The organism is Dechloromonas sp. A34 (genome assembly GCF_026261605.1).
In the GTDB taxonomy this organism is placed as follows: domain Bacteria; phylum Pseudomonadota; class Gammaproteobacteria; order Burkholderiales; family Rhodocyclaceae; genus Azonexus.
Genome location: NZ_CP102486.1, coordinates 2,122,595 through 2,148,250, shown reverse-complemented (window position 1 = coordinate 2,148,250; position 25,656 = coordinate 2,122,595). Strand labels below are relative to the sequence as shown.

Sequence of the window (25,656 nt, the reverse complement as noted above, 5' to 3'; positions counted from 1 at the left end):
TTCAAGTCTTATATATTTTATCTTTTAGAAGGCTTGCTGTGAACTTCGTTCGCAAGGTTCTGGCGAAGTTAGCCTGAAAACCCATCAAACACGGCATTTTACGGCTGGCAAATCGAGCAAAAAATCTGGCTCTATTCACTCACTCTCCTCCGGGCCTCGACAGGCCAGCAGGAGAAACCAATTTCCGCCGTCCAAGTCGGGCACGCAACAAACACCAATAGTCATAAAAATTGACAAATGCGTGTAATAAATCACGGTGAATATGACGAAGGTAGTAGATATTGCGCCCCTTGTATCCTTGTATCAATGCACCAATTAAAAACTAGAAGCACAAGGGAGCAATTCATGAATAGTCCAAGCATTGCGCTTGCTTACGATGTGAGCACCGAAACGCATTTCCCGCAGGCGACGGTCAAGGAGATGCCTCAGGTCGCCGATCTGATCGTCTCCTACCTGGAACAAATGGGCATCGAGTACGTTTTCGGCGTCCCCGGCGGCGCCATCGAACCGCTTTACAACGCCCTGGCGCGCAGCGGCCGGCGCGGCGGGCCGCGTCCGATGGTTGCCCGCCATGAAGCCGGCGCCGCCTTCATGGCCGACGGCTACACCCGCGAAACCGGCAAGATCGGCGTCTGTTGCGCCACCTCCGGCCCCGGCGCTACCAATCTGATAACCGGCGTCGCCTGCGCCTTCGACAATGGCATCCCGATGCTGGTCATCACCGGCCAGCCGTCGCTCCCCTCATTCGGCAAGCGCGCCCTGCAGGAGTCGGCCTGCACCGGCATCAATACGCTGGGCATGTTCCGCCACTGCACGCGCTACAACTCACTGGTCTCGCACCCGGAGCAGATCGAATCGAAGCTGATCACCGCCCTGCAACGGGCCGTGCGCGCCCCGCGCGGGCCGGTCCACCTGAGCATTCCGCTGGACATCATGAAAAGCCCCAGTCCGGTGAGCAAACCGTCCTACGACATCGCCGCCAAGCTGCGTCCGACCTCCCTGCTCGACGCCGATGCCACTGACGACCTGATCGAACTGCTCCAAAATGCGAAGAATATCCGCCTCCTGATCGGCGGCTGGTGCGGCGAGGCCATCGGCTCCATCCTGCAGTTTGCCGTCCTGCGCGACATACCCTTCGTCACCACACCGGACGGCAAGGGGCTGATCAGCCCCTACCATCCGCTGTTCCGGGGGGTCTTCGGCTTTGCCGGCCACCAGTCGGCGAGCGCCATGCTGAATGACGATACGGTCGATCTGGTCCTCGCCGTCGGTACCAGCATGAACGAGTGGACCAGCAGCGGCTGGAGCGACACCCTGCTCAACAGCAAGCTGGTTCATATCGACGAATCGGCCGAGCACCTCGCTCGCTCGCCGATGGCCAAGCTCCACGTGCGCGGCCGCCTGCACAGTATTTTCAAGCGCCTGATCGAGCGCACCCACCGCATCGGGGAAAACAGCAACTTCGCATACCAGCGCAACCGCGCCACCCGCGACTTGCCGCCTGCCGAATGGGCCAGCGAAGTATCGCTGGCCGACCCCGACAAATACACCAGTAGCGCCAGCCCGATCGCGCCGCAACGGCTGATGTACGACCTCGGCCGACTTTTCCCTCCCAGCACCCGCTTTCTGGCCGATGCCGGCAACAGCGTCGCCTGGTCCACCCACTACCTGAGCCCTGGCGACCGCCGTATCAGCGAGCGTCGCCTGGGGGGGGCGGCCGGCGACGGGAGGGCGGGCGACGCCAGACCGAGGGCGGCTGGCTTCGCCTGACCATGGATTTCGCACCAATGGGCTGGGCGATCGGCGGCGCCGTCGGCACCGCCGCCGGCAACCGGAACGTGCCAGTCGTCTGTATTACCGGCGATGGTAGCCTGATGATGAACGGCCAGGAAATCTCGGTCGCCGTCGCCGAAGGCTTGACCGTGATCTTCGTCATCCTCAACGACCAGGCGCTGGGCATGGTCAAGCACGGCCAGCGACTGGCCGGAGCCGAACAGATCGCTTTCCAGCTGCCGACCACTGATTTCGCCGCCATGGCCCGCGCCATGGGAGCCGACGGCTACACCATCCGCTCGCCGGAAGAGATGGCCGAACTCGACATCGAGGCAATTTGCCGCAAAAAAGGACCGACCCTGCTCGATGTCTATATCGACGGCGAAGAAGTCCCGCCGATGAATCTGCGCATGCAGGTTCTGGGCACCGACATTTAGGTGGCGGAAATGACTGCCGAAATTGGCCGCGACCTTATCCATAGCCGCCTCTGGGAGGAAGAAGCGGAGGATGACAACCCGTTCTCGGCGCAGACCTGCTACTGCGCTGGCTACGATATATACGGTGACATCCTCGAGCAGGCCACTTATCCGGAATACCTCTACCTGCTGTTTCGTGGCGAACGCCCGTCGCCGCAGGTTGCCCGCGCCCTGGAAATTCTCGCCATTGCAGTCGCCAACCCTGGGCCACGCGACCCGTCGGTGCATGCAGCGATGTGCGCCGGCGTCGGCGGTTCGCCGGCCGCCGCGGCACTGATGGCGGCGCTAGCCGCAGGCGCCGGCGTCTCCGGCGGGTCACGCGAAGTTTTCCAGTGCATGCAGTTGTGGGCAAGTTGCGGCCATTGCCCGGAGGCTTGGCAGGAAGCGCTTCAGGCGTCGCCAAGCACTGGCAAAATGCAGGTCTGGCCGGACGCCGAACATCCGCCCGGTTTCGCTCCTTATGGCGAGCGCTGCAGCAGACCCGTCCGGCAGACCCTGAATGCCCTCGTCAGCCAGTTGGAAGATGGCTGCATCAGCTGGCTGGCACAAAACCGCGAAAGACTGGAGCAGGTTGTCGGCCGCCCCCTGGCAATGACCGGCGTGCTCGCTGCCGCGCTGACCGACCTCGGCCTGGCTCCTGTCGCCGGCGAAATGCTGACGCTTCTGCTGCGCCTGCCCGGCGCCGCCGCCCATGCGCTGGAACAGGGGGAAAGCGGTTTCCGACGGTTCCCCTTTTTCGCCATCGATATCGCCAACGATCCCGGCCCACGCGCCAAACAGGGAGAGCCACGATGAAGCAGCAAAAAACCCTCGAATCCTGGACTGGCCCGCTACGCACCACCATGGGCGGCTGTTTTCCGGGCGAACGCGCGGTGTTCCGCGGCCACGATCTGCATGCCGACTTGCAGGACACCGACTGGCTCGACCTCTACGTATTCGGTATCTGCGGCCGCCGACATACGGCGGCACAAATCAAAGTCCTGCATGCCATCTGGGTCAACACCAGTTATCCCGATGCCCGACTGTGGAATAACCGCGTCGCCGCGCTGGCCGGAAGCGCCCGCAGCACCGGCATCCTTGCCATCAGCGCCGCACTCGCCACCTCGGAGGCGGCGATCTACGGCCGCCAGATCGATATCGCCATCGCTGATTTCCTGGTTCGAGCCAGAGCCGCAGTCCAGGCGGGCCGCCAGCTGGCCGAAGTGGTCGCCGAAGAATTGCAGGTCAGCCGCGGCATTGGGGGCTATGGCCGACCAGTCGCGAAATCGGCGGCCGACGAGCGAAACGCCATCGTCCTCGGACTTGCCGAGCGCGAGGGACTCGCTGGCGGCGAGCATGTCAGACTCGCCTTCGCCATCGAAGAAATCCTGCTCGCCGGCCGCTGGCGCATGCGGATGAACTATGCTGCCATTGCTGCGGCGCTCGCCCTCGATATCGGCCTGTCGCCTCGAGAATACTATCTGTACATGCTACCGGCCTTTCTGGCCGGCATGCCGCCATGCTACATAGAAGCGGGCTCTCGCCCGGAACAGGCGACATTGCCACTCCCCTGCCAGGCGATAATTTACCAAGGCCCCGCCCGACGCCCTTGGAGCCGGGCTCTTGGATAATTGCCCTTGTTGCCAATGCATAGCCTTTCCTTTAGATTCCCCAGGCATTCAAGAAAAACCATAGAAAATGCTCCAGGGGGATACACCATGTTTCGAGTCCGTATACTTTCCGGCCTGTTGCTGGCTACCGGCACCAGTTTAACCCTTGCTCAGCCCATGGCCGACGAGGAAGACCTCGCCTTGGCATATGGTGACAAAAGCTTTGTATCCATTGCCACCGGCACCAAGCAATTGCTCAGCAAAGCGCCTTCGGCCGCAACGGTCATCACTGCCGAAAATATCGCTAGCATGGGGGCCAGGACGCTAATCGAGGCCCTGGAAGCAGTGCCCGGCATGCACGTTTCGCGCAATATGCTGCAACACCTCTACACCCCCACCTACGGCATGCGCGGCATCCTTACCGCAACCTCGCCACAGGTCCTGATGATGGTCAACGGCATACCGAGAACCAGCGTCTATCTCGGCAATCCCGACGAGGAACTGGTTGAATTGCCGGTGGAAAACATCGCCCGCATCGAAGTCATCCGTGGCCCGGGTTCCGCCATTTACGGTGCTGACGCCTTTGCCGGCACCATCAACATCATCACCAAAACAGCGGCAGACATCGACGGCACCTCATTCGGAGTGCGGGCCGGCTCCTTCAACAGTTGGGACAGCTGGTTCCAGCATGGCAGCAAGATTGGCGATCTCGACGTCGCCGCCTATCTGAAAATCGGCACCACCGACGGCCAGAAGCGCCAGATCCGCTCTGACGGGATCGGACGTAGCGGTCCGGTTAACGTGGGGCACGACGACATCGACGGTCAGCTTGATATCGGTTACGGCAAGTTCCGCTGGCGCGCTGCCTATACGTTACGCGACAACATCGGCACGGGCGCCGGCATTGCCGCCGCACTGGACCCGGCCGGACGCGTCCGTAGCGAACGAATCAGCAGCGACCTGTCGTGGACCGATGCAAACTTTGCCCGTGACCTCAGCGTGACCCTGCAAGCCGCCTTCATGCATCTCACCAACGAGGTCACCACGCCGCTGGTGGTGATTCCCGGCGGGGTCATCCCAGGCTTCCCCGATGGTGTGATTGGCGATCCGGACAAATGGGAACGTCAGTCCCGTTTCTCTGGAACCAGCGTCTATTCCGGATTTTCCGACCACCGGGTGCGCTTCGGCATCGGTCACGACGAAATGGAAATCTACAAGACCCGTGAAACCAAGAATTTCACACAGATTCCCACCCTGGCGCCCGTGCCGATGTCCTCGGCGAGCGGAGTCAATCTCTTCCTCGCCCCTCACAAACGCAAGCTCGACTACGCTTACATTCAGGACGAATGGAGTTTTGCCCGTGCCTGGACCCTGACCGGTGGCGTCCGCTATGACAGCTTTTCGGATTTTGGCAGCACGACCAACCCGCGCCTCGCCCTGGTCTGGGAAGCACGCCACGACCTGACCGCAAAACTAATGTACGGCACGGCTTTTCGCGCCCCATCCTTTATCGAGCAATACGCAACCGGCAATCCCATCGCGCTGGGCAATTCCTCCCTGATGCCGGAAAAAATAAAGACACTGGAAGGTGCGATCACCTGGCAGGTCCGCCATAACCTGCAAACCAGCCTGAGTGTCTTCCACCACGAGATTTCCGACATCATCAGTCAGACCGGGGCAACCTACCTGAACAGTGGCACGCAGAAAGGCAGCGGCGGCGAATTGGAAGTCGCCTGGGACGCCTCCAATAGCCTGCGCCTTTCAGGCCACTACGCTTACCAGAAGAACATCGATGAAAGTACGGGGAGCGATGCCGGCTACGCCCCACACCACCATCTTTACGGCCGAGCCGACTGGCGTTTGGTACCCAGCTGGCAACTGAGCGGACAGGTGAATTACGTCGCTGACCGTAATCGTGCCTACGGTGACACGCGTCCTGAAGTACCGGATTACACAGCTGTCGATCTGACCCTACGCAGCGAACGGACGAAACGTGGCTGGGACTTCTCGGCCTCCATCAATAACCTGTTCGACGCCGACATCCGCGAACCGAGCAAGTCCAGCTCCGGCATTACCTACGATTTCCCGATGCCAGGACGAACCTACTGGCTTCAGGCGCGTTTCAGCCTATAGTGCTGACATGAAATTTGTCATATTTCGACTCCTGTTGACGGTTTTCCTGGCCGGAAGCACTTTGCAGGCTCAAGCCGAGCCGACCCGTATTGCGGTCATCTATGCCGAAGCCGACGACTCCTACCCAAGCGCGATTACCGGGCTACTGGGTGGCATCGGGAATACACCGGGGGTTGAAATCATCCGGCTTAGCCTGAAGGACCTTGACTCACCACGCCTAAGCCAGATGCTGTTGGCCGCCACCCAGCGCGGCGACCCAATCCGGCTGGCCGCGGCCGGCGGCACTATCGGCCCGATCGCCGTGCTCTATCCGGATATCGGCGAGCCGTATCGCAGCATCTTCTCGAAAATCATTGAAGGCATCGAGGAAAGTGCCCAGGCCAAGGTCACCAGCTACGCGGTGGGCAACAATTTCAACGCCCAGGCCATCTCCGGCGAGCTGAAACGTCAGGACATTCGCGTTGTCATCGCCCTCGGCCGCAATGGACTGCTCGCCGCCAGCGCACTCGACAAGGACATCGGCGTCGTCGCCGGCGGCGTGGTTTCGGTGCCCGAAGCCAATGTTCGAAACAATGCGATCCTCAGCCTGGCGCCAGATCCGGCCTTGCTGTTCAGCCAGTTAAAAGAACTATCGCCGAAAACCCACCGCATTTTTGTGGTTTACGATCCCCGCCAAAATGCCTGGCTGATCAAGCTGGCGAAGGAAGCGGCACGCAATCACGGCTTCGAACTGGTGGCCCATGAAGCCGGCGACCTGAAGAGCGCCCTGGGCATCTACCAGGCCATTTTTGCCTCGGCCGATGCCAAGCACGATGCGCTCTGGCTGCCACAAGACAGCGCCACGGTGGACGAATCGCTGGTCCTGCCTCTGGTCCTGCAGGAATCGTGGTCCAAGGGCATACCGGTTTTTTCGAGCAACGTGTCGCATGTCCGGCGCGGCGCCCTCTTTGCGCTCTACCCCAACAACCTGGAACTGGGGCGCAATTTGGCGTCGTCGGCGATCGGCATGGCCAATGGCAACCCGGCGGTGCGCGGTGTCCTTCCCCTGCGCAATGTGCTGACTGCCTTCAATACCCGAACCGCCAGCCATCTCGGCCTGGCGCCATCGCCCGCCCAGCAGCGCGGCTTCAACCTGCTTTTCCCGGAGCAATAAGGGGTTATGGCGTCATTTTCCGGCCTCCTGCAGCGTTTCAAGAAAACCACTTTTCGTCGCCAACTCGCCATCCTCTTCTCGGTTGGTGTGCTCTGCGTTTCGCTGTTGTCGGCCTTTGCCACCTCCTGGCAGGGCAGTCGCCAGTTGTACGCCAGCAAGTTGCAGGATGGTTTGCGCATCTCGCAGACCCTGGCGGTGCAAAGTCGGCTGGCCCTGGTCTTTGGTTCCGCCGACAACGTCTCGGAAGCACTGGCCGCGGCCTCCGCCTTCCCCGACATCACCCGCATCGAGATTCGCCACACCGATGGCCGAGTACTTCTCGAACGCGGCGTCACGATCAGCGAAAATGGTGCCGGCAGCAAGCTGATGCTCAATACCAAGGTCGCCTATCTCGAGGAAGAGAATGCGGCGGGCTGGCGCTTCGTCGCACCGGTCTGGTCGGTATCCGGCCCGGACTCGCCGTTCGAGACCACGGAACGCAAGGACATCCTGCTCGGCTTCGTGGTGGTCGACCAGAGCAAAGCGCCGCTCAAGGCACTGATCCGCGAAGTATTCATCGTCAATTTCGCCGCCGGCATCGCCTTTGCGGTGTTTTTCGTCCTCGCTCTGCGCCTTCTCGCCCGGCGCCTCACGCAGCCGCTTTCCGACCTTTCGGACACCATGGCCCGCGCCGAAAAAGGCGAGATCGGTCTGCGCGCCGATCTCTCCGGCCCACGCGATCTGGCCGAGATGGCCCATGCCTTCAACAGCATGATGGAAGCCCTTGAGCAACGCGAGCTGGAATTGCGCACTGCACGCGACAGCGCCCTGCGTTTTGCCAAGCTGAAATCCGATTTCGCCGCCACGGTCAGCCATGAGATACGTACCCCGCTGAATGGCGTGATCGGCACGCTGGACATGCTGAAGACCGGCCGCATGGACCCGGAACAAACGGAATTGCTCGGCCTGGCCTGGGACTCCTCGCAATACCTGCTCGAATTGGTCAATAACATCCTCGACTTCTCCCGGCTCGAAGCCGGCCGCATGGAGGTCGACGCCAGCGATTTTGCGCTGCAGCCCCTGATCGACGGCATCATGAGCATGTTCCAGACTTCGGCCGCCAGCAAGAAGCTGACCCTCACTGCCCGCGTCGCAGCCGATGTGCCGCCCGTCCTCTGCGGCGATCCGGCCCGCATCCGCCAAGTCCTGATCAATCTGCTCGGCAATGCGCTCAAATTCACCGAGCGCGGCTCGGTGACTCTTAGTGTCGAGCGCATCGAAAACAGCCAGCAATTGCGCTTCGACGTCCGCGACACCGGCATCGGCATTGCCGGCGAACTGCAGTCCGCCATTTTCGATTCATTCACCCAGGCCGACACCTCGACGACGCGACGCTACGGCGGCAGCGGCCTCGGTCTGGCGATCAGCAAGCAGATCGTTTGCCTGCTTGGTGGCGAAATCGGCGTCGACAGCACGCCGGGTCTGGGCAGCCATTTCTGGTTTACTGCCCCGTGCACCGTCGGCACCCTCTCCCCGGCAGCGCTACCCGCCACCACCAGGCGGATGGAGCACAGCGCCCGCATCCTGATCGCCGAAGACAATGCCACCAACCAGGCCGTGGCCGTCGGCATGTTGCGCCTGCTCGGGTGCAGCAGCGGCGTCGCCCGCAACGGCGTCGAGGCCGTTGCCCACTGGCAGGACGGCAACTGGGATCTGATCCTGATGGATTGTTCGATGCCGGAAATGGACGGTTTCCAGGCCACTGCCGCTATCCGCAGTCTGGAAGCCGGCAGCGGCCGCCATATTCCGATCATTGCGATGACCGCCAATACGCTGGCGCACGATATCGAACGCTGCAAGATCGCCGGGATGGATGGCCACCTGTCCAAGCCCCTGACTTTGGAGGCGCTGGCCAGTCACCTCGAACGATGCCTGCAGATCTCGACACACCAAGTTGCCCAGGCCGAACTGCTCGTCGAGAGCACCGACACCCCGCCGTTCGACAGCTCGGCGCTCGATAACCTGCGCGAATTCCTCGGCGATTCGATCAGTGAAGCGATCCGCCCCTTCCTCGAAGACATGCCGGGATACCTGTTCGAACTGGAAGGCGCCATTGCCATCGGCAATGCCGACACGATCCGCAAGGTCGCCCACGTCATCAAGGGAGCCGCCGGCAATCTCGGCGCCGTGGCGATGGCCAACGCCGCCCGCGCCATGGAACAGCATGCCGAAGCCGGCACGCTCAGCGACAGCAGCGAATTGCTGCTTCGCCTGCGAACCGAATTTGCGCTTATCGAACCCGCCATGATGGCGGAGCTCGACGAGCCGCCCAGCCTCCCGCAACCCCGCGACGACGCCGCCATCGTGCTGATCGTCGACGACGACCGCAGCACTCGTTCCGCCCTGCGTCACGCCCTGCACCGCAACGGTTTCCGTGTCGAGGAAGCCGGCGACGGCACCGAGGCCCTGGCCTGGCTGGAAGAAAATACGGCCGACGCCATCCTGATGGATGCCCTGATGCCGGTGATGAACGGCTTCGACGCTTGTAGCGCCTTGAAACGCCATCCGCAGTGGAAGGATATCCCGGTGCTGATGATCACCGCGCTCGAAGACCGCCAGTCGATCGAGCGCGCCTTCGAATCCGGAGCAAGCGATTTCATTCCCAAACCGATCCACCTCTCGGTAGTCAACCAGCGTGTCCGCCGGGTCATCGATGCCACCCGCGCCGAGCGCCACGTACATCAACTCGCCTACAACGACACGCTGACCGGGCTGCCCAATCGCCTGCTCTTCGTCGAACACCTGAATCGCGCCATCGACCGCAGCATGACGCACAACAGCACGCTGGCCGTACTTTTCCTCGACCTCGACCGCTTCAAGTTCATCAACGACACGCTCGGCCACGAAGCCGGCGATCAGTTGCTGACCACCATGGCCCAGCGCCTCAAGGGCTGCGTCCGGGCCGACGACTGCGTCGCCCGTCTGGGTGGCGACGAATTCACCATCCTGCTCGACGAACTGCCGAATCCCGGCGTCGCGGCCAGCGTCGCCCAGAACATCTGCCGGACGGTCTCCGCCCCGCTCACCGTCGGGGGACAGGAGGTCGTGATGACCGCCAGCATCGGCATTTCGCTCTACCCCGACGACGGCCAGGACGTCAGCAAACTGCTGCGCCACGCCGACACCGCGATGTATCGCGCCAAGCAGAGCGGCCGTGATTTCTGCTATTACGAAGCGGCCATGGAATCGGCCCTCTCGGATCGCCTCAAGCTGGAAAACGATCTGCGCCGTGCCCTTGAACGCGACGAAATCACGGTCTTCTACCAGCCGGTGGTCAACACCGTCAGCGGCGAAATCGCCGGCGTCGAAGCCCTGGTCCGCTGGCTGCACCCGGAAGAAGGCATCATTTCGCCAGCCGAATTCATCCCGATCGCCGAAGACACCGGCCTCATCCTGGCCCTCGGCGAGCGCGTCCTGCGCACCGCCTGCGCCCAGGCCAAGACCTGGCTCGACAATGGCCTGAGCAAGCTGCACGTCGCCGTCAATTTGTCCGCCAAGCAACTGGAGCAGCCAGATCTGCGCGATATCGTGCTGCGCGCCCTGAGCGACAGCGGCCTGCCGGCCTCGGCACTGGTTCTCGAAATCACCGAAAGCGTGCTGATGGCCCGCGCCGCGGAAAGCATCGACCTCCTGCGCGATCTGCGCAGCCTCGGCATCCACCTCTCGATCGACGATTTCGGCACCGGCTACTCCTCGCTCTCCTATCTCAAGCACCTGCCGGCCAACACCCTGAAAATCGACCGCTCCTTCATCCAGGACATTCCACAGGACGAAGATGCGGTGGCCATCGTCACCGGCATCCTCGCCCTCGCCCACAGCCTGCGCATGAACGTCGTCGCCGAAGGCGTCGAAACCATCGCCCAGCAGGAAACCCTGGCCCGCCTGAAGTGCGACCAGTTGCAGGGCTACCTGTTCTCCAAGCCGCTGCCGGCCGAGGTCATCGAAACCCAGATGTTCACACCCAAGCGTAAAAAACGACAGCCGCGGAAGCAACAAAGCTGAATCCGCCTGTTTTGTAGGCAACGCCGGATTCCCTTTCCAGCTCAGGCACTTGCCATGCTTGTCCCGAGCTTATCCACAGACTTACCCGACCCAAACGGGGATAACGACGCCTTATCCGACGAGGCTGCTAGACTTGCTGCTATCGATAGCCTGTCAAGGAAGTGCATGAAGCCAAGCATCACCGCCCTCCTCTTTGCCGCCCTCGCGGCCATCGCCCCATGCAGCCAAGCCGAGTTGCTGGGCAAGGAAGTCGCCTTCTCCGAAACAGAAATCCAGACGGCGCTCGCCAGATCCGGCCCGCAGCAACGCAATTACAACGGCCTGATGACGGTGGCGCTGCTCGAAGTACCCCGGATCACCCTCGGCGTACCCGAAGGCCGGGTCGGTATCGTCGCCCGCGTTCACATCTCGCTGCTCGGCCAGCCGGCCATCCCGGTCGATGTCACAGGCACCGCGGGCATTCGCTACAACGACAACACAAAGGCCTTCTATCTGGAAAACCCGGTCGCCGACTCGGTATCCTCGCAGGCCCTGCCGAAAGAGTACGAGCCGGCCGCCCGCAACGCCGTGAACACTCTGGTCGTCAGCTATTTCAGAAAACCGGTCTATGTCCTGCGCGCGGACGCCAGCCCCGAAGAAGCCACAGCACGCTGGTTATTGCGCTCGGTGCGGATCGAACCGGGGCGCGTCGTCGCCGTACTGTCGCCGCTCTGAGCGCAACGACCGCCGCCCCTAGTACCACAAAAGCAAAGGCTGCTACTAGAGCGGCGGCAGGCCGTAGCGCTGGCGTGCCCGATTGCAGGCGGCGTGTTCGGTATCGAATTCCCGGCACGGCGAGGGCCGCCCCTCGTAGATGGTACAGCCGACCTCCCGGCCGACTTCCCCGGCCAGCGCAATGCAGCGCGGGGCGGCCGTATCGGTGCCGATCATGCGGACGATGGCGGCGGTGACCGGCACTGTCATCTCCTTGGGCACACCCGCCCCCCAGGCAAAGGTGCCGCCGGCCAGTTCGGCCGGGTGGAAATCAACACGGAAGCTGGCGCAGCAGGCGCCGCAGCTCTGGCAGGGGCTCATCCCAGATTCACCCGGCAGCGCCACAACTCGTGGCCGGAGGCGAGGTATTTTTTCTCGAAGGGCGTCATCGGGTCGGCCGTCTGCCATGGTTCGGCGGCCACCGGCTGGCCGCTGAGCAAGGTCAGCGCCCGGGCCATTTCCTCGATGTAGATGCGCCAGTTGCTGCGGCACTCCACTTCGCCGCCCAGTTCGCGCCACACTGGAAACACCGCGTGCCCCTGCCAGCGCCGGGCGAGATGGCCGATCTTCGGCCAGGGGTTCGGATAGAGGTTGTAATGGCGGGCCAGGCGGATGCCGCGCTCGGCCAGCAGGCGCCAGAAATCGACCAGATCGGCGCGTACCAGCAGCGCGTTGGCCGGCATCGGCAAGGGCTTGCCACGGCTGATCCGGTCCAGCGACTGATCGACGCCGAAGACGAAATGATCGGGAAAGCTTTCGGCGATGCGCTGCGTGCTCCAGCCGACCCCGCAGCCGGCGTCTAGAATCAGCGGTGCCAGCGGATTCCAGACGGCGCGGGCGGCCAGCGCCGTGGCCAGCGCCTGCCGGTTGTAGTCGGCGACCGGCTTCCGGAACGGATGCGCCATGTGGCGGCGCACGAGGTCTTCCAGGTCGCGATGCGGGCCGTCCTGGGCGCTGCTGATGAAACGGGAGTTGCCCTCCATCACCAGGCCGACACCGGTTGGCGGATGGGAAAGCGGGGAGTAGTGCAGGGCAACGGCAAGATTCGGGTTATCCGGAAATGAAGGTCAGCCGGCTGACGCCGGCAAGGCCGCCATTTTCGCAAAATTTACCCGACGACGCCCGCCCGTATCATCAATCCCGCCGTAACCAGCAGCATCAGCGCGAAGATGCGGCGCAGCCGGCTTTCCGGCAGACGATGCGCCCAGGCCACGCCCGAGGAGACAGTAGTCATACCGCCGATCGCCAGCAGCAGGCCGGTCTGCCAATCGACCATCCGGGCCTGCCCGTAGATCGCCAGCGAGAGGACTGCCCCGGGCACGACGACGGCCAGCGCGATGCCCTGCGCCACGGCCTGGCGCTTGCCGAAACAGCGGACCAGGAGCGGCGCGGCGACAATGCCGGCGCCGACACTGAACAGCCCGGTGAACAGGCCACTGATCAGGCCGACTCCCGGCAGCCAGCGCTCTTTCCAGGCGCCTGCCGGATCAGAGGCCGGCGCCAAACCGCGGCTGCCCCACAGGAAATACAGCGCCAAGCCGATCAGGAAAACCGCGAAGCAGATCATCAGCACCCGTGAATCAAGCAGCACGGCCAGCCTGGCGGCCGGCCAGGTGGTGACCAGGGCGGCGCTAGCCAGCCAGGCGATGGTTCGCCACGGCAGCGGATTGCGCTGGTAATAGCGCCAGAAGGCAACCAGCACGTTCGGCGTAATCATCACCAGCGCCGTGCCCTGGGCCAGTTGCTGGCTCATGGCAAAACCCATGGCGAGGACCGGGATGGCAATGATGCCGCCGCCGATGCCGAGCAGGCCGCCGATCCAGCCCAGCCCGGCGCCCAGCGCCAGGGGAGCGAGCACGGCACTCAGGTCAGCCGTCATCAAAGCGCCGCGGCGACGGCTTTGCCGACATCGGTGGTGTTTGCCGTACCGCCCATGTCCGGAGTACGCGGGCCGGCCACCAGCACCGTCTCGATGGCCTTGACGATGGCGTCGTGGGCCGCCGTGTAGCGGACATCGCCGTTGCCGAGGAAGTCGAGCAGCATCGCCGCCGACCAGATCTGGGCGATCGGATTGGCGATGTTGCGGCCGTAAATATCGGGGGCCGAGCCATGCACCGGCTCGAACAGCGACGGAAAGCTGCGTTCCGGATTCAGGTTGGCCGAGGGCGCGATGCCGATCGTGCCGGTGCAGGCCGGGCCGAGATCGGAAAGGATGTCGCCGAACAGGTTAGAGGCCACCACCACGTCGAAGCGATCCGGATGGAGCACGAAGAAGGCGGTCAGGATGTCGATGTGCGACTTGTCCCAGCACACCTCCGGGTAGTGGGCGGCCATCGCCTCGACCCGCTCGTCCCAGTAGGGCATGCTGATCGCGATGCCGTTCGACTTGGTGGCCGAGGTCAGGTGTTTCTTCGGGCGGCTCTGCGCCAACTCGAAAGCGTATTTGAGGATGCGGTCTACACCACGCCGACTGAACACCGCCTCCTGCAGCACGACTTCGCGCTCGGTGCCTTCGAACAGCCGGCCGCCGACCGCGGAATACTCGCCTTCGGTGTTCTCGCGCACAACATAGAAATCGATGTCGCCGACCTGGCGCCCGGCCAGCGGACAAGGCACGCCGGGCATCAGGCGCACCGGACGCAGGTTCACGTACTGGTCGAACTCGCGGCGGAACTTGAGCAGCGAGCCCCACAGCGAAATATGGTCGGGCACCTTGGCCGGCCAGCCGGCGGCGCCGAAGAAGATCGCCTCATGCCCCGCAGTTGCGCGAACCAGTCGTCCGGCATCATCTGGCCATGCTGCAGGTAATAATCGCAATTGGCCCAATCGTAGGTGGTCAGGTCAAGGCCGATGCCAAACTTGCGGGCAGCGGCTTCCAGCACGCGCAGCCCCTCGGGCATGACTTCGTTGCCGATGCCGTCGCCGGCGATGACTGCGATGGAATGGCGTTTCATGTACCGGCCTTTCGTCATTTGAATGACGGCAATGCTACTGGAAACGATCAGGCATACAATCCGCCAATCCGTAATTCAATTGAACACGAATCGTGAACAATAAACCGCTGCTCGACGATCTTCAGCTCTTCTGCACCGTCGTCAGAAAATCCAGTTTCGCCGCCAGCGCCCGCGAACTGGGCGTCTCCAACGCCTACGTCAGCAAGCGCATCGCCCTGCTCGAAGAAACTCTGCAGGTCCGCCTGCTACACCGCACGACGCGTCGCATCAGCCTGACCGAATCGGGCGACATCGTGCACCAGTGGGCCCAGCGCATTCTCGACGACGTCGTGCAGATGGGCGAAGCCGTCTCCAGCGCCCGTGCCGAACCGAGCGGCCTGCTGCGCTTGTGCACCAGTTCCGGTTTCGGCCGCAACCGCGTCGGCCCCGCTCTCTCGGCGCTGGCCCTGCGCTACCCGGCGCTCGAAATCGAACTCGAACTGCTCGACCGGCCGGTGGACCTGATCGGCGAAGGCTTTCACCTCGACATCCGGATCGGCGCCGTGACCGAGCCCAACCTGATCTCGCGGCGCATCGGCCGCAACCGCCGCGTGCTGTGCGCCGCCCCGCCTACCTCGCCCGCCACGGCAGCCCGCACAGCCTGGCCGACCTCGCCGGCCACCGCTGCATCGTCATCCGCGAACGCGACTTCCAGTTCGGCCAATGGACCCTGCAAGGCCCGCAAGGCCCGGAAGTCGCCCGAATCAGCGGCCCACTCTCGGCCAACAATGGCGAAATAGTGCACCAATGGGCCATCGCCGGCCACGGCATCATCCTGCGCTCGCTGTGGGATGTTGGTCCGAGCATCGCCCGCGGCGACCTCGTGCACCTGCTGCCCGACTACGCCCAGGAAGTCGACGTCTGGGCGGTGTCGCCCTCGCGCCTATCGACCTCGGCGAAAGTCAGAGTTTGTGTGGAGTTTCTGGAGGAGTGGCTGGGTAAGGCAGAGTGCTAACCCAGGAACTTGCCTTTCAGAAGCTCCAATCCCTGCGCCATCAGGTCACCGCCTTGCGGAAGCTGACCGTTGGGCGTCAGCAGATCGACCACCTTGGGCAGTAATTCGGCGAGTTGCCCGCCAGCCTGTTCCTGGCTGATCCCCAACTGGCTGGCGACCGCACTGAGTTGCTCGCTGCCGATCGCCGACTCCAACTGTTCGGGTGAGACCGGCAAATTCTGGCCAGTTCCCACCCATGAATTGACGATCTCGCCCAGCCCGCCACTCTGGAAGGCTTTTACCAGGCCCTCAAGGCCCCCGATTTTCGGATTGTTGATCAACTGCATGATCACATCCTGAAGGCCGTTGCCTCCAGCGTTGCCACCCAGACCATTGAGTGCACCGCCTAATACCTGATCGAACAAGCCCATGTCGTACTCCCGTGTTGATACATCAAGAAATGGTCGCCTCTAGGCCGCACCGGAATCTAGCTTGCCTTGCACCATGACGACCTGCGCCGGGGTTGGCGCGGCAAACCCGGCCTCGCCGAAGCTGTCGCGAATGGTGCGATTGCTGTCGAAATAGACCTGCCAGTAGTGATCGTTGTGGCAGAACGGGCGCACAGCCAGCACCGGCCCAACCAAATTGAATTCGAGAATTTCGACTTCGACCGCCGGCGTCTTCAGCACATTGGGAATTGCCGCCAGCCGCTCCTTGAGCAATGCCGCCGCACTCGCCGGATCGGTGGAGCCGGCCAGTTGGGCCTTGAGTTCGACGCGCCGGAACGGGTTGGTGGTGAAGTTCTGGATGGTGTCGGCAAACACCTTGCTGTTGCCGACGGTCGTATAAACGCCGTCGGGCGTATCCAGGGTCGTCGCGAACAGTCCGATCTCCCGGACGGCGCCAGTCAGTCCGCCAACACCGACAAAGTCGCCAACCTTGAACGGACGCAGCACGATCAGGAAGCCCCGGCGGCGTAGTGCGCCAAAAGCCCCGACCAGGCCATGCCGATCGCCACACCAGCGCCCGCCAACCCAGAAGGCGACTGCAGCAAGTATATTGACCCCGAACTCCATCACATACTGCATCGCGATGTCCTGGTATTTCTGCATTCCAACGGAATCCATAGGATCACCTTTCGGTCGGCAACAAGGAGGAAAACCCGCTGACACCTGCGACGAAACAGGGATTTTGACTATCCGGCGTTTCAGTATTGTCGGTGCTGGCAGGAATGTCAAAGTAATCGGCTGATCAAATACGGAGTGACAAAACGGGCGGCCATATATTGTCGATGGCCCCGGACTGGCCAGTTGCCAGGCACCTGCCTTGACTCCCCGGGAACTGTGCCAGATACTGACTTTCAAATAGGCAGCTTGGTCACCACTCCACCTTAAAGCGGAAACAAATGCAGATAACAAGGCGCGATTGCCATGCATGGCGTGATTTGATGCTTCTGTGCATGCTGAGCGGCTTGCTGATCGCCGGGTCCGCCATTGCGCAAAGCGCTTACAGCGACGCTGATGCCGAAGCGGCACGGCAATTGGTCAAGAAACGTTGCGCCAAATGCCATGGCAACAACGGCCTCGGGGTTAGCGACGATTACGCCAGCCTGGCCGGCCAACCGGCCGAATATCTGCTGAAACAACTCTTCAACTTCAAGACCGGTCAACGCCGAAATGCAAAAATGCAGGCGGTCGCTGAAAAACTGACGGCTCCCGAGGCCTATATCGTTGCCGAGTATTTTTCGCGTCTTCGTCCCGGCTTTACACCAAGCAGCGACGAACTGGCCAAGGCTGCGGGACGCAAGCTCTATTTCGAAGGCAATGTCGATACCGGCGTGCACAACTGCGCCTCGTGTCACGGCGTCTATGCCACGGGCGGCGGTACGGTGGCTCGCCTGGCCGGACAGAACCCGGTTTATCTCGAAACACAGATCCGCCGATTGATCGACCAGTCACGGGGCAATGACCGCTCCATGCACTTCATCAATGCGCCCTTGTCGCCTACCGAAATCCGCAACCTGGTCATCTATCTTGCCGGCGAGGAATAGACACGCTCCTTGAGCCGCCCCTCCGTCCAAACAGATACCTGACGGACGGAACCTCGAGCCCTTGGCAGGAATCTATTAAACAGGTAGCAACGGAAGGAGACCAGGCATGAAACGATCACTTACCGTGCTCATCTGCAGCTTCTGCCTGATGGGTAGCGTGCTGGCTGACGAAGGCGTGGTCGACAAGACGAAATTGGCCATCGAACGCGGTGCCGAAGCCACCGCCGAAGGCGTCAAGCGAGGCGTCGAGGCTGCCGGCCATGGCATTGAAGTCGGACTATCGGCCGCCGGTCGAGGCATCAAGCGCGGGGCCGACGCAACGGGTCGGGCCATGCACAAGGTGGTGGAAAAAGTCAGCCCGTCGTCCGACAGCCCCAGGTCCACTGAGGCCCCGCCGGCAGATACCAATCCCGAGCGCCGCTAGATCGACCTCAGTTGGTCTTTCTCGCGGGCGTGGCGAGCCCGGATTTCCGGCTCCCGGTTAACTTCTTCGCCAGGTTTTTGCAGCAGGGCCACCAGGGCGGCGGTCAGGGCGGTTAGCCCCCAGAACATGAAGAAGCCGACGGAATAGACCACCATTGGGGGCCAATCGACCGGTTGACCAAACAGATACAGCAATTGCGGGTCGATGACCGCGAAAAATACCGTTTCACCCAGGACGGCGGTGAAGAACGATAGCCAGAGCAATTTTATCCAGTGCGACATTTGACTCTCCTCTGTTGATTGGTTGAGCGATGGTCGAAGACGAGCCGAAAACCGGACTCTCGAGCTCGATACGACAGCGGTATGCGAAAAAAGTGCAGCGGCGGTCGGTGCAATAACCCATACGGCAAAACTTGCGATCAGGAGCAGAATGGCGATCAGGCCTCAGCCACCGCCCTCCATCACTTCCCCCGAAAATCGCGGATGCCCACCGACCCCACCAGCCCGTCGACCGCCCCTCGCCGCCTCTCCGCCCTGAAAGGCCTGTGGCCCTTCCTGCGCCCGTATCGGGCGCGAATAGCACTAGCCTTCATCTTGCTATGCCTGGCTTCGGCGACCATCCTGGTCGTGCCACTGGCCTTTCGCGACCTGATCGATTTCGGCTTCGGCGAACGCCAGCAGGCCACCGGCGGCCTGCTCGGTGCGCTCAGCCTGGACGGCCATTTCATTGCCATGTTCGGGCTGGCCAGTTTGTGGGCGCTGGCCGTGGCGGCGCGCTTCTACACCGTTTCGTGGATCGGCGAGCGGGCCACGGCCGACCTGCGCAGCGCGGTCTATGCGCGGGTGCTCGGCCAGTCGCCGCAGTTTTTCGAAACGCTGCAGACCGGCGAAGTGCTCTCCCGGCTGACCGGCGACACGACGCTGATCCAGACCGTGGTCGGCAGTTCGATTTCGATGGGCCTGCGCAGCCTGTTCCAGTTCATCGGCGGCATGGTCATGCTAGCGGTGACCAGTTTCCAGCTGTTCGCGCTGAACCTCGGCCTGATGGCACTGCTGATCCTGCCCATCCTGCTCATCGGCCGCCGGGTCCGCAAACTGTCGCGCGAATCACAGGACCGGATCGCCGACGCCTCGGCGCTGGCTGGCGAAATCCTCAATGCCATGCCGACGGTCCAGGCCTATACGCAGGAGCCGCATGAGGCCCGGCGCTTCGCCGAACGCACCGAAACCAGCTTTGCCACGGCGATCCGCCGCACCCGGGTGCGTGCGGCACTGACCGGGCTGATCATCACGGCGGTGATGGGCACCATCATCTTCGTGCTGTGGATCGGAGCGCGCCAGGTGAACGATGGCCTGCTCAGCGTCGGCGAACTCGCCTCCTTCGTGCTCTACGCGGCGCTGGTCGCCGGCGCGGTCGGCACCATGGCCGAAGTCTGGGGCGATGTCATGCGCGCCGCTGGGCCGACCGAACGGCTACTCGAACTGCTGCATGCCGAATCGGCCATCCGCGAAGTGCCGACGCCGCTGACCCCTGCCCCGTCGGCGCAGGCGGCGATCCGTTTCGAGCACGTCACGTTCGCCTACCCGGCCCGACCGCAGACTCATGCCCTGGAAGACATCTGCCTCGACATCGCACCCGGCGAAAGCGTCGCCCTGGTCGGTCCATCGGGCGCCGGCAAGACCAGCCTCTTCCAGTTGCTGCTGCGCTACTACGAGGCCTCGGCCGGCAGCATCCGGATCAATGGCCAAGACATCCGCGAACTCAGCCTGCACGATCTGCGCAAGGACATCGCCATCGTCTCCCAGGATCCGGTGATCTTCTCTGCCAACGCTCTGGAGAACATCCGCTACGGCCGCGCCACGGCGAGCGACGAGGAAGTCATCGCGGCGGCCAGGGCGGCCCTGGTCGACGAGTTCATCGACCGTTTGCCCGAGGGCTACCAGACCTTCCTCGGCGAGCGCGGCACCCGGCTCTCCGGCGGCCAGCGCCAGCGCATCGCGATTGCCCGCGCCATGCTCAAGGGCGCCCGCCTGCTGCTGCTCGACGAAGCGACCAGCGCCCTCGACGCGGAATCGGAAATCCTGGTCCAGCAAGGTCTCGCCACGGCCATGCAGGGGCGGACGACGCTGATCATCGCCCACCGCCTGGCGACCGTGCAGAAAGCCGACCGCATCGTCGTCATGGAGCGCGGCCGCATCGTCGAAACCGGCACCCCGGCCGACCTGCGTAGCCAGGGCGGCCTCTATGCCCGGCTCGCCGCCTTGCAGCTCGATCTCTGAGCGGCTGGCGATTTACCCGCCGGAGAACTTCGCCGAGGAATAAAAAAGCCGACCTCGAGGATCGGCTTTCCTTACTGCAGCAAACGCTGGCGCGCTTACTGGATCAGCTTCTTGCCTTCGACCGACTTGAAGAAGTCGATAATTTTCTTGACTTCCGGCTTGGCGTCGCCGACCGTCACCAGGCCCAGCGGACGCGAAATGGTCGGCGTCTTGACCGTCTTCGACTTGCTCGGGTTCTGGGCAAAGAAGCCTTCGCTGACCGCGCCGATGGCACCCGCTTCGCGGGCAACTTCGGCGATTTCCTCACGTGTCGTGCGGGCCTCGATGGCACCGGCAACATATTCGGCACCGTCCATCACCTGTTTCTGGAATACGGCGCGGGTCGCGCTGCCGGCATGGCTGGTCACAACCTTGATCGGCAGGTCGGCGCCGCCAACCTCCTTCCAGTTCTTGACCTTGCCGCTGTTGATGTCCTTGAGTTGATCCTTGCTCAGGGCTGCGACCTTGTTGTCCTTGTTCACGATGACGACGATCACGTCCTTGACGATTTCGTGGAACTGCAGATTGCCCGGTACGGAAATCGTTTTCTCGGCTTCCTTGGCCGCTTTCCTGGCCGATCCGACGGCGTCTTCCAAAGTTTCCGAAGCGGCGGCGGCCGGTACCTTGCCCTCGAAGAGAGCGATCATGCCCTTGCCGGTACCACTGCCCTGGACCTTGACATCGATGCCGGTGGCTGCCTTAAGGCCGGCTGCGCCGGGTTCCAGGATGCGCTTCTGCACCGTGGTCGAGCCGGCGACGGTGACTTCCTGGGCGCAGACGGCTGCGCCGGCAAGCGTGGCGATCAAAGCGATGGTGAGCTGACGTACGTTCATGATTTCCCCTTGTTTGTAGTTGGCTAAGACTGGATACGAAAACGGCTGACCAGCGTCTGCAGGTCGCGTGCAACGGCGGTCATCTCGGCCGATGTGGCCTTGACGCGCTTGATGGTGCTGTTGGTTTCTTCGGTCAGGCCGGAGACGGCTTCGATGCCCTGGGCAGTCGTCTCGGTCGTGCGTGCCTGCTCGTGCGTGGCGGCGGCGATACCGGAAACGAGTTCGGACACCTGGCCAGCGGTGACGACAATCTGCTGCAGCGTTTCGTCGATTGCCTGCGTGTCCTTGTTGCCGCACTCGACGCTGTCGCGGACTTTGCTCATCGCATCGACCGTCTCGGCGGCCTTGCGATCGACATGGGCCAGGCGCTCGGCAATTTCGGCGGTACTGGCGGCAGTGCGTTCGGCCAGCTTGCGTACCTCATCGGCGACTACCGCGAAGCCGCGGCCCTGTTCGCCGGCCCGGGCGGCCTCGATGGCCGCGTTGAGGGCCAGCAGGTTGGTCTGTTCGGCAACCCCCTTGATGACCAGGGTAATCGCACCAATCTGGGTGATCGCCTCGGAAAGCTGGCCGAGCAATTCACCGGATGTTTCGACGTTGTGGACGATATGAGCCATTTCCTGGCGGTCGCTGACCATTTTTTCGTTGCCGTCGAGCGATAGGCGGCGTGCTTCGCCGGCAGCATCGGCAACGCCCTCGGCGTTGGACGATACTTCGCGGATCGAGACGCTCATCTGCTCCATTGCCGCCGTCATCGCCATTACCCGCTCCACCTGGACTTCCGAACGCTTGCCGGCTTCGTCGGCATCGTCGGCGAGCAATTGCGCGAAGCGGGTCGTCCTCTCGGCCTGGAAGTGAATCTGCCCCATGGTCTTGCCCAACTGCTCGGACATGCTGTTCAGATGTCGCACCAGTTGCGCCACCTCGTCGTCGCCACTGGCCTCCATACGCTCGGTGAAATCGCCGTCGGCGACGCGCTGGGCGAGCTGGCTGCAGCGTTTGAGCGGCACGACGATCCCCTGGGTAACCACCCAGGCCAGCCCCATGCCCAGGGCAGTACCGATGGCGATGCACAGCACCAGCGCACCAGCGGCGCCGCGATAAGCCGCCCCGGCCTGGTCGGAGGCGGACTGCGCCTCCGCCGTCTGTTCCTTGACGAAGTCATTGATTGTTGCCGACAGCGCCAGCTGCTTCGGACGCAGCTTCTCGTAGACGAGGATCTTGGCGCGGTCGATGTCGGATTCGTCCACCAGGCCCAGCACCTCATCGATCATCGGCAGCAGGGCTTTGTACTGCTCGTCGGTCTTCTTCAACGAGGCTTGCATGGCAGACGCATTGCTGCCCGCCTGCCCCTGCACCTCGCTCAGATTATCCTGAAAGACCTTGAGCGCGCCTTTCAACTCCTTCAGGGAATCCTTCTGCGCCGCCATGCTTTCGCGGCTGACGAAGTCGCGCACGGCGATGCCGACATCCTTGTTGGCATCCTGCAGGCGGCCGGCGGAAGCGACGCGCGGCAGGCTTTCCGCCTGTATCTTCTCGAGAAAGCCGTAGACGCCCGACAGTTGCCGATAGGCGAATAGCGAGGTCAGGACCAGCAGGGCGAGAACGATGCCGAACCCTGCAAATAGCTGGGTACGGACAGAAAAACGGTGAAGTAGGCTGTGCACGACGAAACTCCGTGGGGGCTCCCCTCTGGGCGAAGGGGACTGAAAAACGCAACTTCATCTGCAAGACTGATGCCATAAATAATTCCACATGACTTAACCAGTTCCACCATTCCCGGGTATTCGCTTCGATGTCAAAGGCTTGGAATCAAAAACCAATGCCCTTAAAACCCATAGGGATATTTTTTGCTCCCATATCCGGGCAGCCCCCTCCATCGCCGGCACGATGGCTTTCGCAAATACATCTCACCAATCCCGAAATCGGGAAAATGCCTTGGCAATCAAGGTAGCGGTTCTCAAATTCAATAAAGGCTGCGGAAAAAATTTGCGGGGCATCGGCGAATTCCCGGTCCAGGTGCGGCCGGTGGAAGCTATGCGTTTTGCAATTTTTTTGGCTTCCGGAAGGAATATCGTCACCTCGCCAAAATGGAACATTGCTAGACTAATCGGACACTCTTGACGGATCCAATCCCATGCTCAGGCTCCCTCCACATCAAGACAGTTTCATGTTCGATGGGCCCCAGATTGATCCCGCGCTGGCGGCCCAGCGCAGCAATCGACGGCGGTTGACCGTATTCATCGCGGTTTTTGCCATCACCTTGCTGCCGGGCCTGACCTGGAATCTGCTGCGTCCGGCCGAGTACCGGGCCAGCGCCCGGGTGGAGATCAACAGCGGCAATGTTTCCGCCGCCATCGATGCGCCGTCTCGCGGAAGCGCCAGGGAGGAAAAAAACCCAGGTACCAAGGTCGACCTGCTCACCCAGGCGCAAATATTGACCAGTCGCAAGCTGCTCGAGGCGGTCCTGCAACAACTGGAGAAGGAGGTAGGCCTCCCCCCGTCCTTCGACAAGGATCCGGTTGCCGCGCTGCAGGGCGCCATTTCCGTTACGCCCGTGGCTGGGACCGAAATCGTCGAACTTCAGGCGATCGGGGAGTCGCCCGAATTGATGGCGCGGATTGTCAATACGCTGATCGCGACCTATCGCGACCGGCTTTTCGCCGCCCATGACACCGCCTCCAGCGGGGCGATCTCCGATCTGCGCGCCGAAGTCGATCGGCTGGGCGTCAGCATCGCGGAAAAGCGCGCTCAACTGGCTACCTTTCGCAGCCGCAGCGGGGTCGTTTCCTCGGAACGAAGCGAGAACGAATCCCTGGCCCGCATAAAAGGACTCTCCGAATCGCTCAACAAGGCCAACGAAGATGCCGCCAGGGCCGAAGCAAAATTGCGGACCCTGCATGATTCCGCCGCCACCGGCCGGAGCCCGGTCTTTTCCAGGGACAATCCGACACTGGCCTCGATCGAACAGCGCATTTCGGCGACCCGGGAACAGCTGCGCGATATGGAACGGACCTATACGCCGGCCTTCATGGCGATGGACCCGACGGCAAAAGCCCTCCGCGCCCGCCAGGCGGAACTGGAACAGCAGCTGGCGGCAAGCCGCTCGTCCAGCCAGCAGGCCGCACTGGCCGCCGCCGAGGAAGAGGCGGCCGGCACCCGGGCCACCGTCGGACGGCTGCGCGCCCAGATCGATGGCCTGCGCCGCGAAGCGCAGGTTTTTTCCGGCAACTTCCAGGAAGCCAAGGCCATGGAGGAGGACGTAATCCGCCTCGAAGGGACGCGGCGCAACGCCATCGAACGCCTCGAAAAACTGGGCGCCAGCGAAAGCGCCCGCCTGCCGGCGCTGACCCTGATCGAGGCGGCCGCGGTCAATCACAAACCGTGGCGCCCGGATTATCTGCGCGATGCCCTGATCAATCTCGCTGCCGCTTTTGTGCTTGGCCTACTCGCGGTCTGGTTCGTCGAGCTCTTCAATCGCTCGCCATCGCCGCTGGCGGGCGGTGCCACGACAGTCGTCGTGCCCCAGCCCTGGATGCCACCGGCCCTGGGTATCAAACAAGCGCCGCCGCTGCCGTCACTGGCCCAGGCCGGACCGGCGCCGCTGCAACTGTCGGCTGCGGCAAGCCTGCCGCGGGAACTCTCCGCGGACGAGGTCGATGCGCTGCTTGCCGGTGCGGATGAGGACGGGCGACGCCTGTGTGCCGTTCTGCTCCTCGGCCTGACGGCCGATGAGGCCAGAAATCTGACGCTGCGCGATGTCGATTTATCGAGCCTGCAGCTCACCGTGGACAGCGGCCCGGCAGTGCGCCGCCTTTCCTTGCCCGAAGTACTGGCGCGGGCGCTGGCAGGTTCTCCCGGAGACGATCCGGAGCGTCCTCTACTGGTCAACCAAACGGGCCAGCCGCTGAGCCAGTCCGATATCAGCACACGGCTCGCCTGCGCCGCAATCGATGCCGGGCTGGACGAAGCGGCTTCGGTTTCGCCGGAGGTCCTGCGCCATACCTGCATCGCCAACCTGATGCGCCAGAACGTGCGGTTTTCCAGCCTTGCCCCGCTCGTCGGAAATCTCAGCCCCGAGGAACTTGCCGCCTACGCGGCAGCCAGCGATGGCCCACGGCACAAGCATGGAGACGGGGCGGACCCCATCCTGCCGGCCTTGCGCAACGCGGCGCTCTGGTAAACG

23 protein-coding genes and 1 pseudogene are annotated in these 25,656 nt (G+C 62.7%); 14 read left to right on the top strand and 10 right to left on the bottom strand.

Translation table 11 applies throughout. The features are described 5' to 3' along the window. Positions 1–345 precede the first annotated feature (345 nt). The 8 genes from NQE15_RS10750 to NQE15_RS10715 all read left to right on the top strand — a co-directional run bounded on the left by NQE15_RS10750 (position 346) and on the right by NQE15_RS10715 (position 11,879). Entirely contained in the window at positions 346–1,770 is a 1,425-nt protein-coding gene (locus NQE15_RS10750; RefSeq protein ID WP_265949617.1) for a thiamine pyrophosphate-binding protein, read from the top strand. Between the two features lie 2 nt (positions 1,771–1,772). Further along, positions 1,773–2,210, top strand: coding sequence for a thiamine pyrophosphate-dependent enzyme (locus NQE15_RS10745; RefSeq protein WP_265949614.1), 438 nt, complete (start codon positions 1,773–1,775; stop codon positions 2,208–2,210). Between the two features lie 9 nt (positions 2,211–2,219). Next, the gene (locus NQE15_RS10740) at positions 2,220–3,044 is read left to right on the top strand and encodes a hypothetical protein (protein WP_265949611.1); all 825 of its coding nucleotides are present in this window, start codon (positions 2,220–2,222) and stop codon (positions 3,042–3,044) included. Further along, the gene (locus NQE15_RS10735) at positions 3,041–3,859 is read left to right on the top strand and encodes a hypothetical protein (protein ID WP_265949608.1); all 819 of its coding nucleotides are present in this window, start codon (positions 3,041–3,043) and stop codon (positions 3,857–3,859) included. The genes NQE15_RS10740 and NQE15_RS10735 overlap by 4 nt, the downstream gene beginning before the upstream one ends. Before the next feature lie 87 nt (positions 3,860–3,946). Then, complete coding sequence (locus NQE15_RS10730; protein WP_265949606.1) at positions 3,947–5,971, top strand: TonB-dependent receptor plug domain-containing protein; 2,025 nt, start codon at positions 3,947–3,949, stop codon at positions 5,969–5,971. 7 nt (positions 5,972–5,978) lie between these two features. Further along, on the top strand, positions 5,979–7,124 hold the full coding sequence (locus NQE15_RS10725) for an ABC transporter substrate-binding protein (protein WP_265949603.1): 1,146 nt from the start codon (positions 5,979–5,981) through the stop codon (positions 7,122–7,124). Between the two features lie 6 nt (positions 7,125–7,130). Beyond that, entirely contained in the window at positions 7,131–11,165 is a 4,035-nt protein-coding gene (locus tag NQE15_RS10720; protein WP_265949600.1) for an EAL domain-containing protein, read from the top strand. 165 nt (positions 11,166–11,330) lie between these two features. Then, positions 11,331–11,879 carry a DUF1439 domain-containing protein gene (locus tag NQE15_RS10715; RefSeq protein WP_265949599.1) on the top strand — a complete coding sequence of 183 codons (549 nt, stop codon included), beginning with the start codon at positions 11,331–11,333 and terminating at the stop codon, positions 11,877–11,879. A gap of 45 nt (positions 11,880–11,924) precedes the next feature. On the opposite strand, the gene NQE15_RS10710 is transcribed toward NQE15_RS10715, so the two are convergent. The 5 genes from NQE15_RS10710 to NQE15_RS23865 all read right to left on the bottom strand — a co-directional run bounded on the left by NQE15_RS10710 (position 11,925) and on the right by NQE15_RS23865 (position 14,872). Beyond that, positions 11,925–12,239, bottom strand: coding sequence for a YkgJ family cysteine cluster protein (locus NQE15_RS10710; protein WP_265949597.1), 315 nt, complete (start codon positions 12,237–12,239; stop codon positions 11,925–11,927). Further along, positions 12,236–12,904, bottom strand: coding sequence for a tRNA (guanine(46)-N(7))-methyltransferase TrmB (gene trmB, locus NQE15_RS10705; RefSeq protein ID WP_265949595.1), 669 nt, complete (start codon positions 12,902–12,904; stop codon positions 12,236–12,238). Before trmB ends, NQE15_RS10710 begins: the two co-directional genes overlap by 4 nt. Before the next feature lie 122 nt (positions 12,905–13,026). After that, positions 13,027–13,797, bottom strand: coding sequence for a sulfite exporter TauE/SafE family protein (locus tag NQE15_RS10700; protein ID WP_265949593.1), 771 nt, complete (start codon positions 13,795–13,797; stop codon positions 13,027–13,029). Next, the gene (locus tag NQE15_RS10695; protein WP_323054971.1) at positions 13,797–14,630 is read right to left on the bottom strand and encodes an isocitrate/isopropylmalate family dehydrogenase; all 834 of its coding nucleotides are present in this window, start codon (positions 14,628–14,630) and stop codon (positions 13,797–13,799) included. The genes NQE15_RS10700 and NQE15_RS10695 overlap by 1 nt, the downstream gene beginning before the upstream one ends. Next, positions 14,564–14,872 (bottom strand): isocitrate/isopropylmalate family dehydrogenase, encoded by a 309-nt coding sequence (locus tag NQE15_RS23865; protein WP_323054970.1) that lies wholly within the window; start codon positions 14,870–14,872, stop codon positions 14,564–14,566. The genes NQE15_RS10695 and NQE15_RS23865 overlap by 67 nt, the downstream gene beginning before the upstream one ends. A 92-nt stretch (positions 14,873–14,964) precedes the next feature. Between NQE15_RS23865 and NQE15_RS24055 the strand changes: the two are divergent. Next, positions 14,965–15,866: pseudogene (locus NQE15_RS24055) on the top strand (LysR substrate-binding domain-containing protein). Here NQE15_RS24055 and NQE15_RS10685 read toward each other — a convergent pair. Further along, a complete protein-coding gene (locus NQE15_RS10685; protein WP_265949590.1) occupies positions 15,863–16,276 on the bottom strand; it encodes a YidB family protein in 414 nt (137 codons plus the stop codon). The pseudogene NQE15_RS24055 and the gene NQE15_RS10685 sit on opposite strands and share 4 nt — an antisense overlap. Positions 16,277–16,315: 39 nt before the next feature. Continuing rightward, positions 16,316–16,972, bottom strand: a complete 657-nt coding sequence (locus tag NQE15_RS10680; protein ID WP_265949588.1) for a mechanosensitive ion channel family protein — start codon at positions 16,970–16,972, stop codon at positions 16,316–16,318. Between the two features lie 320 nt (positions 16,973–17,292). On the opposite strand from NQE15_RS10680, the gene NQE15_RS10675 reads away from it, so the two are divergent. Together NQE15_RS10675 and NQE15_RS10670 are read left to right on the top strand one after the other, a co-directional pair. After that, positions 17,293–17,895 carry a c-type cytochrome gene (locus NQE15_RS10675; protein ID WP_265949586.1) on the top strand — a complete coding sequence of 201 codons (603 nt, stop codon included), beginning with the start codon at positions 17,293–17,295 and terminating at the stop codon, positions 17,893–17,895. Positions 17,896–18,001: 106 nt separating this feature from the next. Further along, positions 18,002–18,319, top strand: a complete 318-nt coding sequence (locus tag NQE15_RS10670; protein WP_265949584.1) for a hypothetical protein — start codon at positions 18,002–18,004, stop codon at positions 18,317–18,319. Here NQE15_RS10670 and NQE15_RS10665 read toward each other — a convergent pair. Further along, positions 18,316–18,600 carry a hypothetical protein gene (locus NQE15_RS10665; protein ID WP_265949582.1) on the bottom strand — a complete coding sequence of 95 codons (285 nt, stop codon included), beginning with the start codon at positions 18,598–18,600 and terminating at the stop codon, positions 18,316–18,318. The genes NQE15_RS10670 and NQE15_RS10665 overlap by 4 nt on opposite strands. A 201-nt stretch (positions 18,601–18,801) precedes the next feature. Between NQE15_RS10665 and NQE15_RS10660 the strand changes: the two genes are divergently transcribed. Next, on the top strand, positions 18,802–20,598 hold the full coding sequence (locus NQE15_RS10660; protein WP_265949579.1) for an ABC transporter transmembrane domain-containing protein: 1,797 nt from the start codon (positions 18,802–18,804) through the stop codon (positions 20,596–20,598). Positions 20,599–20,693: 95 nt separating this feature from the next. Here the strand turns inward: NQE15_RS10660 and NQE15_RS10655 are convergent, their stop codons facing one another. Both NQE15_RS10655 and NQE15_RS10650 read right to left on the bottom strand, forming a co-directional pair. Next, the gene (locus tag NQE15_RS10655) at positions 20,694–21,470 is read right to left on the bottom strand and encodes a substrate-binding domain-containing protein (RefSeq protein WP_265949576.1); all 777 of its coding nucleotides are present in this window, start codon (positions 21,468–21,470) and stop codon (positions 20,694–20,696) included. 23 nt (positions 21,471–21,493) lie between these two features. Beyond that, on the bottom strand, positions 21,494–23,137 hold the full coding sequence (locus tag NQE15_RS10650) for a methyl-accepting chemotaxis protein (RefSeq protein ID WP_265949573.1): 1,644 nt from the start codon (positions 23,135–23,137) through the stop codon (positions 21,494–21,496). A gap of 139 nt (positions 23,138–23,276) precedes the next feature. Here NQE15_RS10650 and NQE15_RS10645 point away from each other — a divergent pair, with 139 nt between their 5' ends. Next, positions 23,277–23,594 (top strand): hypothetical protein, encoded by a 318-nt coding sequence (locus tag NQE15_RS10645; RefSeq protein WP_265949570.1) that lies wholly within the window; start codon positions 23,277–23,279, stop codon positions 23,592–23,594. Positions 23,595–23,640: 46 nt separating this feature from the next. Beyond that, positions 23,641–25,653 (top strand): GumC family protein, encoded by a 2,013-nt coding sequence (locus NQE15_RS10640; RefSeq protein WP_265949568.1) that lies wholly within the window; start codon positions 23,641–23,643, stop codon positions 25,651–25,653. Positions 25,654–25,656 lie beyond the last annotated feature (3 nt).

Bases quoted from the DNA above. Each gene is read 5' to 3' on its own strand.
- NQE15_RS10750 (WP_265949617.1), top strand. From the start codon at position 346: ATGAATAGTCCAAGCATTGCGCTTGCTTACGATGTGAGCACCGAAACG.
- NQE15_RS10745 (WP_265949614.1), top strand. From the start codon at position 1,773: ATGGATTTCGCACCAATGGGCTGGGCGATCGGCGGCGCCGTCGGCACC.
- NQE15_RS10740 (WP_265949611.1), top strand. From the start codon at position 2,220: ATGACTGCCGAAATTGGCCGCGACCTTATCCATAGCCGCCTCTGGGAG.
- NQE15_RS10735 (WP_265949608.1), top strand. From the start codon at position 3,041: ATGAAGCAGCAAAAAACCCTCGAATCCTGGACTGGCCCGCTACGCACC.
- NQE15_RS10730 (WP_265949606.1), top strand. From the start codon at position 3,947: ATGTTTCGAGTCCGTATACTTTCCGGCCTGTTGCTGGCTACCGGCACC.
- NQE15_RS10725 (WP_265949603.1), top strand. From the start codon at position 5,979: ATGAAATTTGTCATATTTCGACTCCTGTTGACGGTTTTCCTGGCCGGA.
- NQE15_RS10720 (WP_265949600.1), top strand. From the start codon at position 7,131: ATGGCGTCATTTTCCGGCCTCCTGCAGCGTTTCAAGAAAACCACTTTT.
- NQE15_RS10715 (WP_265949599.1), top strand. From the start codon at position 11,331: ATGAAGCCAAGCATCACCGCCCTCCTCTTTGCCGCCCTCGCGGCCATC.
- NQE15_RS10710 (WP_265949597.1), bottom strand. From the start codon at position 12,239: ATGAGCCCCTGCCAGAGCTGCGGCGCCTGCTGCGCCAGCTTCCGTGTT.
- NQE15_RS10700 (WP_265949593.1), bottom strand. From the start codon at position 13,797: ATGACGGCTGACCTGAGTGCCGTGCTCGCTCCCCTGGCGCTGGGCGCC.
- NQE15_RS23865 (WP_323054970.1), bottom strand. From the start codon at position 14,872: ATGAAACGCCATTCCATCGCAGTCATCGCCGGCGACGGCATCGGCAAC.
- NQE15_RS10685 (WP_265949590.1), bottom strand. From the start codon at position 16,276: ATGGGCTTGTTCGATCAGGTATTAGGCGGTGCACTCAATGGTCTGGGT.
- NQE15_RS10680 (WP_265949588.1), bottom strand. From the start codon at position 16,972: ATGGATTCCGTTGGAATGCAGAAATACCAGGACATCGCGATGCAGTAT.
- NQE15_RS10675 (WP_265949586.1), top strand. From the start codon at position 17,293: ATGCTTCTGTGCATGCTGAGCGGCTTGCTGATCGCCGGGTCCGCCATT.
- NQE15_RS10670 (WP_265949584.1), top strand. From the start codon at position 18,002: ATGAAACGATCACTTACCGTGCTCATCTGCAGCTTCTGCCTGATGGGT.
- NQE15_RS10665 (WP_265949582.1), bottom strand. From the start codon at position 18,600: ATGTCGCACTGGATAAAATTGCTCTGGCTATCGTTCTTCACCGCCGTC.
- NQE15_RS10660 (WP_265949579.1), top strand. From the start codon at position 18,802: ATGCCCACCGACCCCACCAGCCCGTCGACCGCCCCTCGCCGCCTCTCC.
- NQE15_RS10655 (WP_265949576.1), bottom strand. From the start codon at position 21,470: ATGAACGTACGTCAGCTCACCATCGCTTTGATCGCCACGCTTGCCGGC.
- NQE15_RS10640 (WP_265949568.1), top strand. From the start codon at position 23,641: ATGTTCGATGGGCCCCAGATTGATCCCGCGCTGGCGGCCCAGCGCAGC.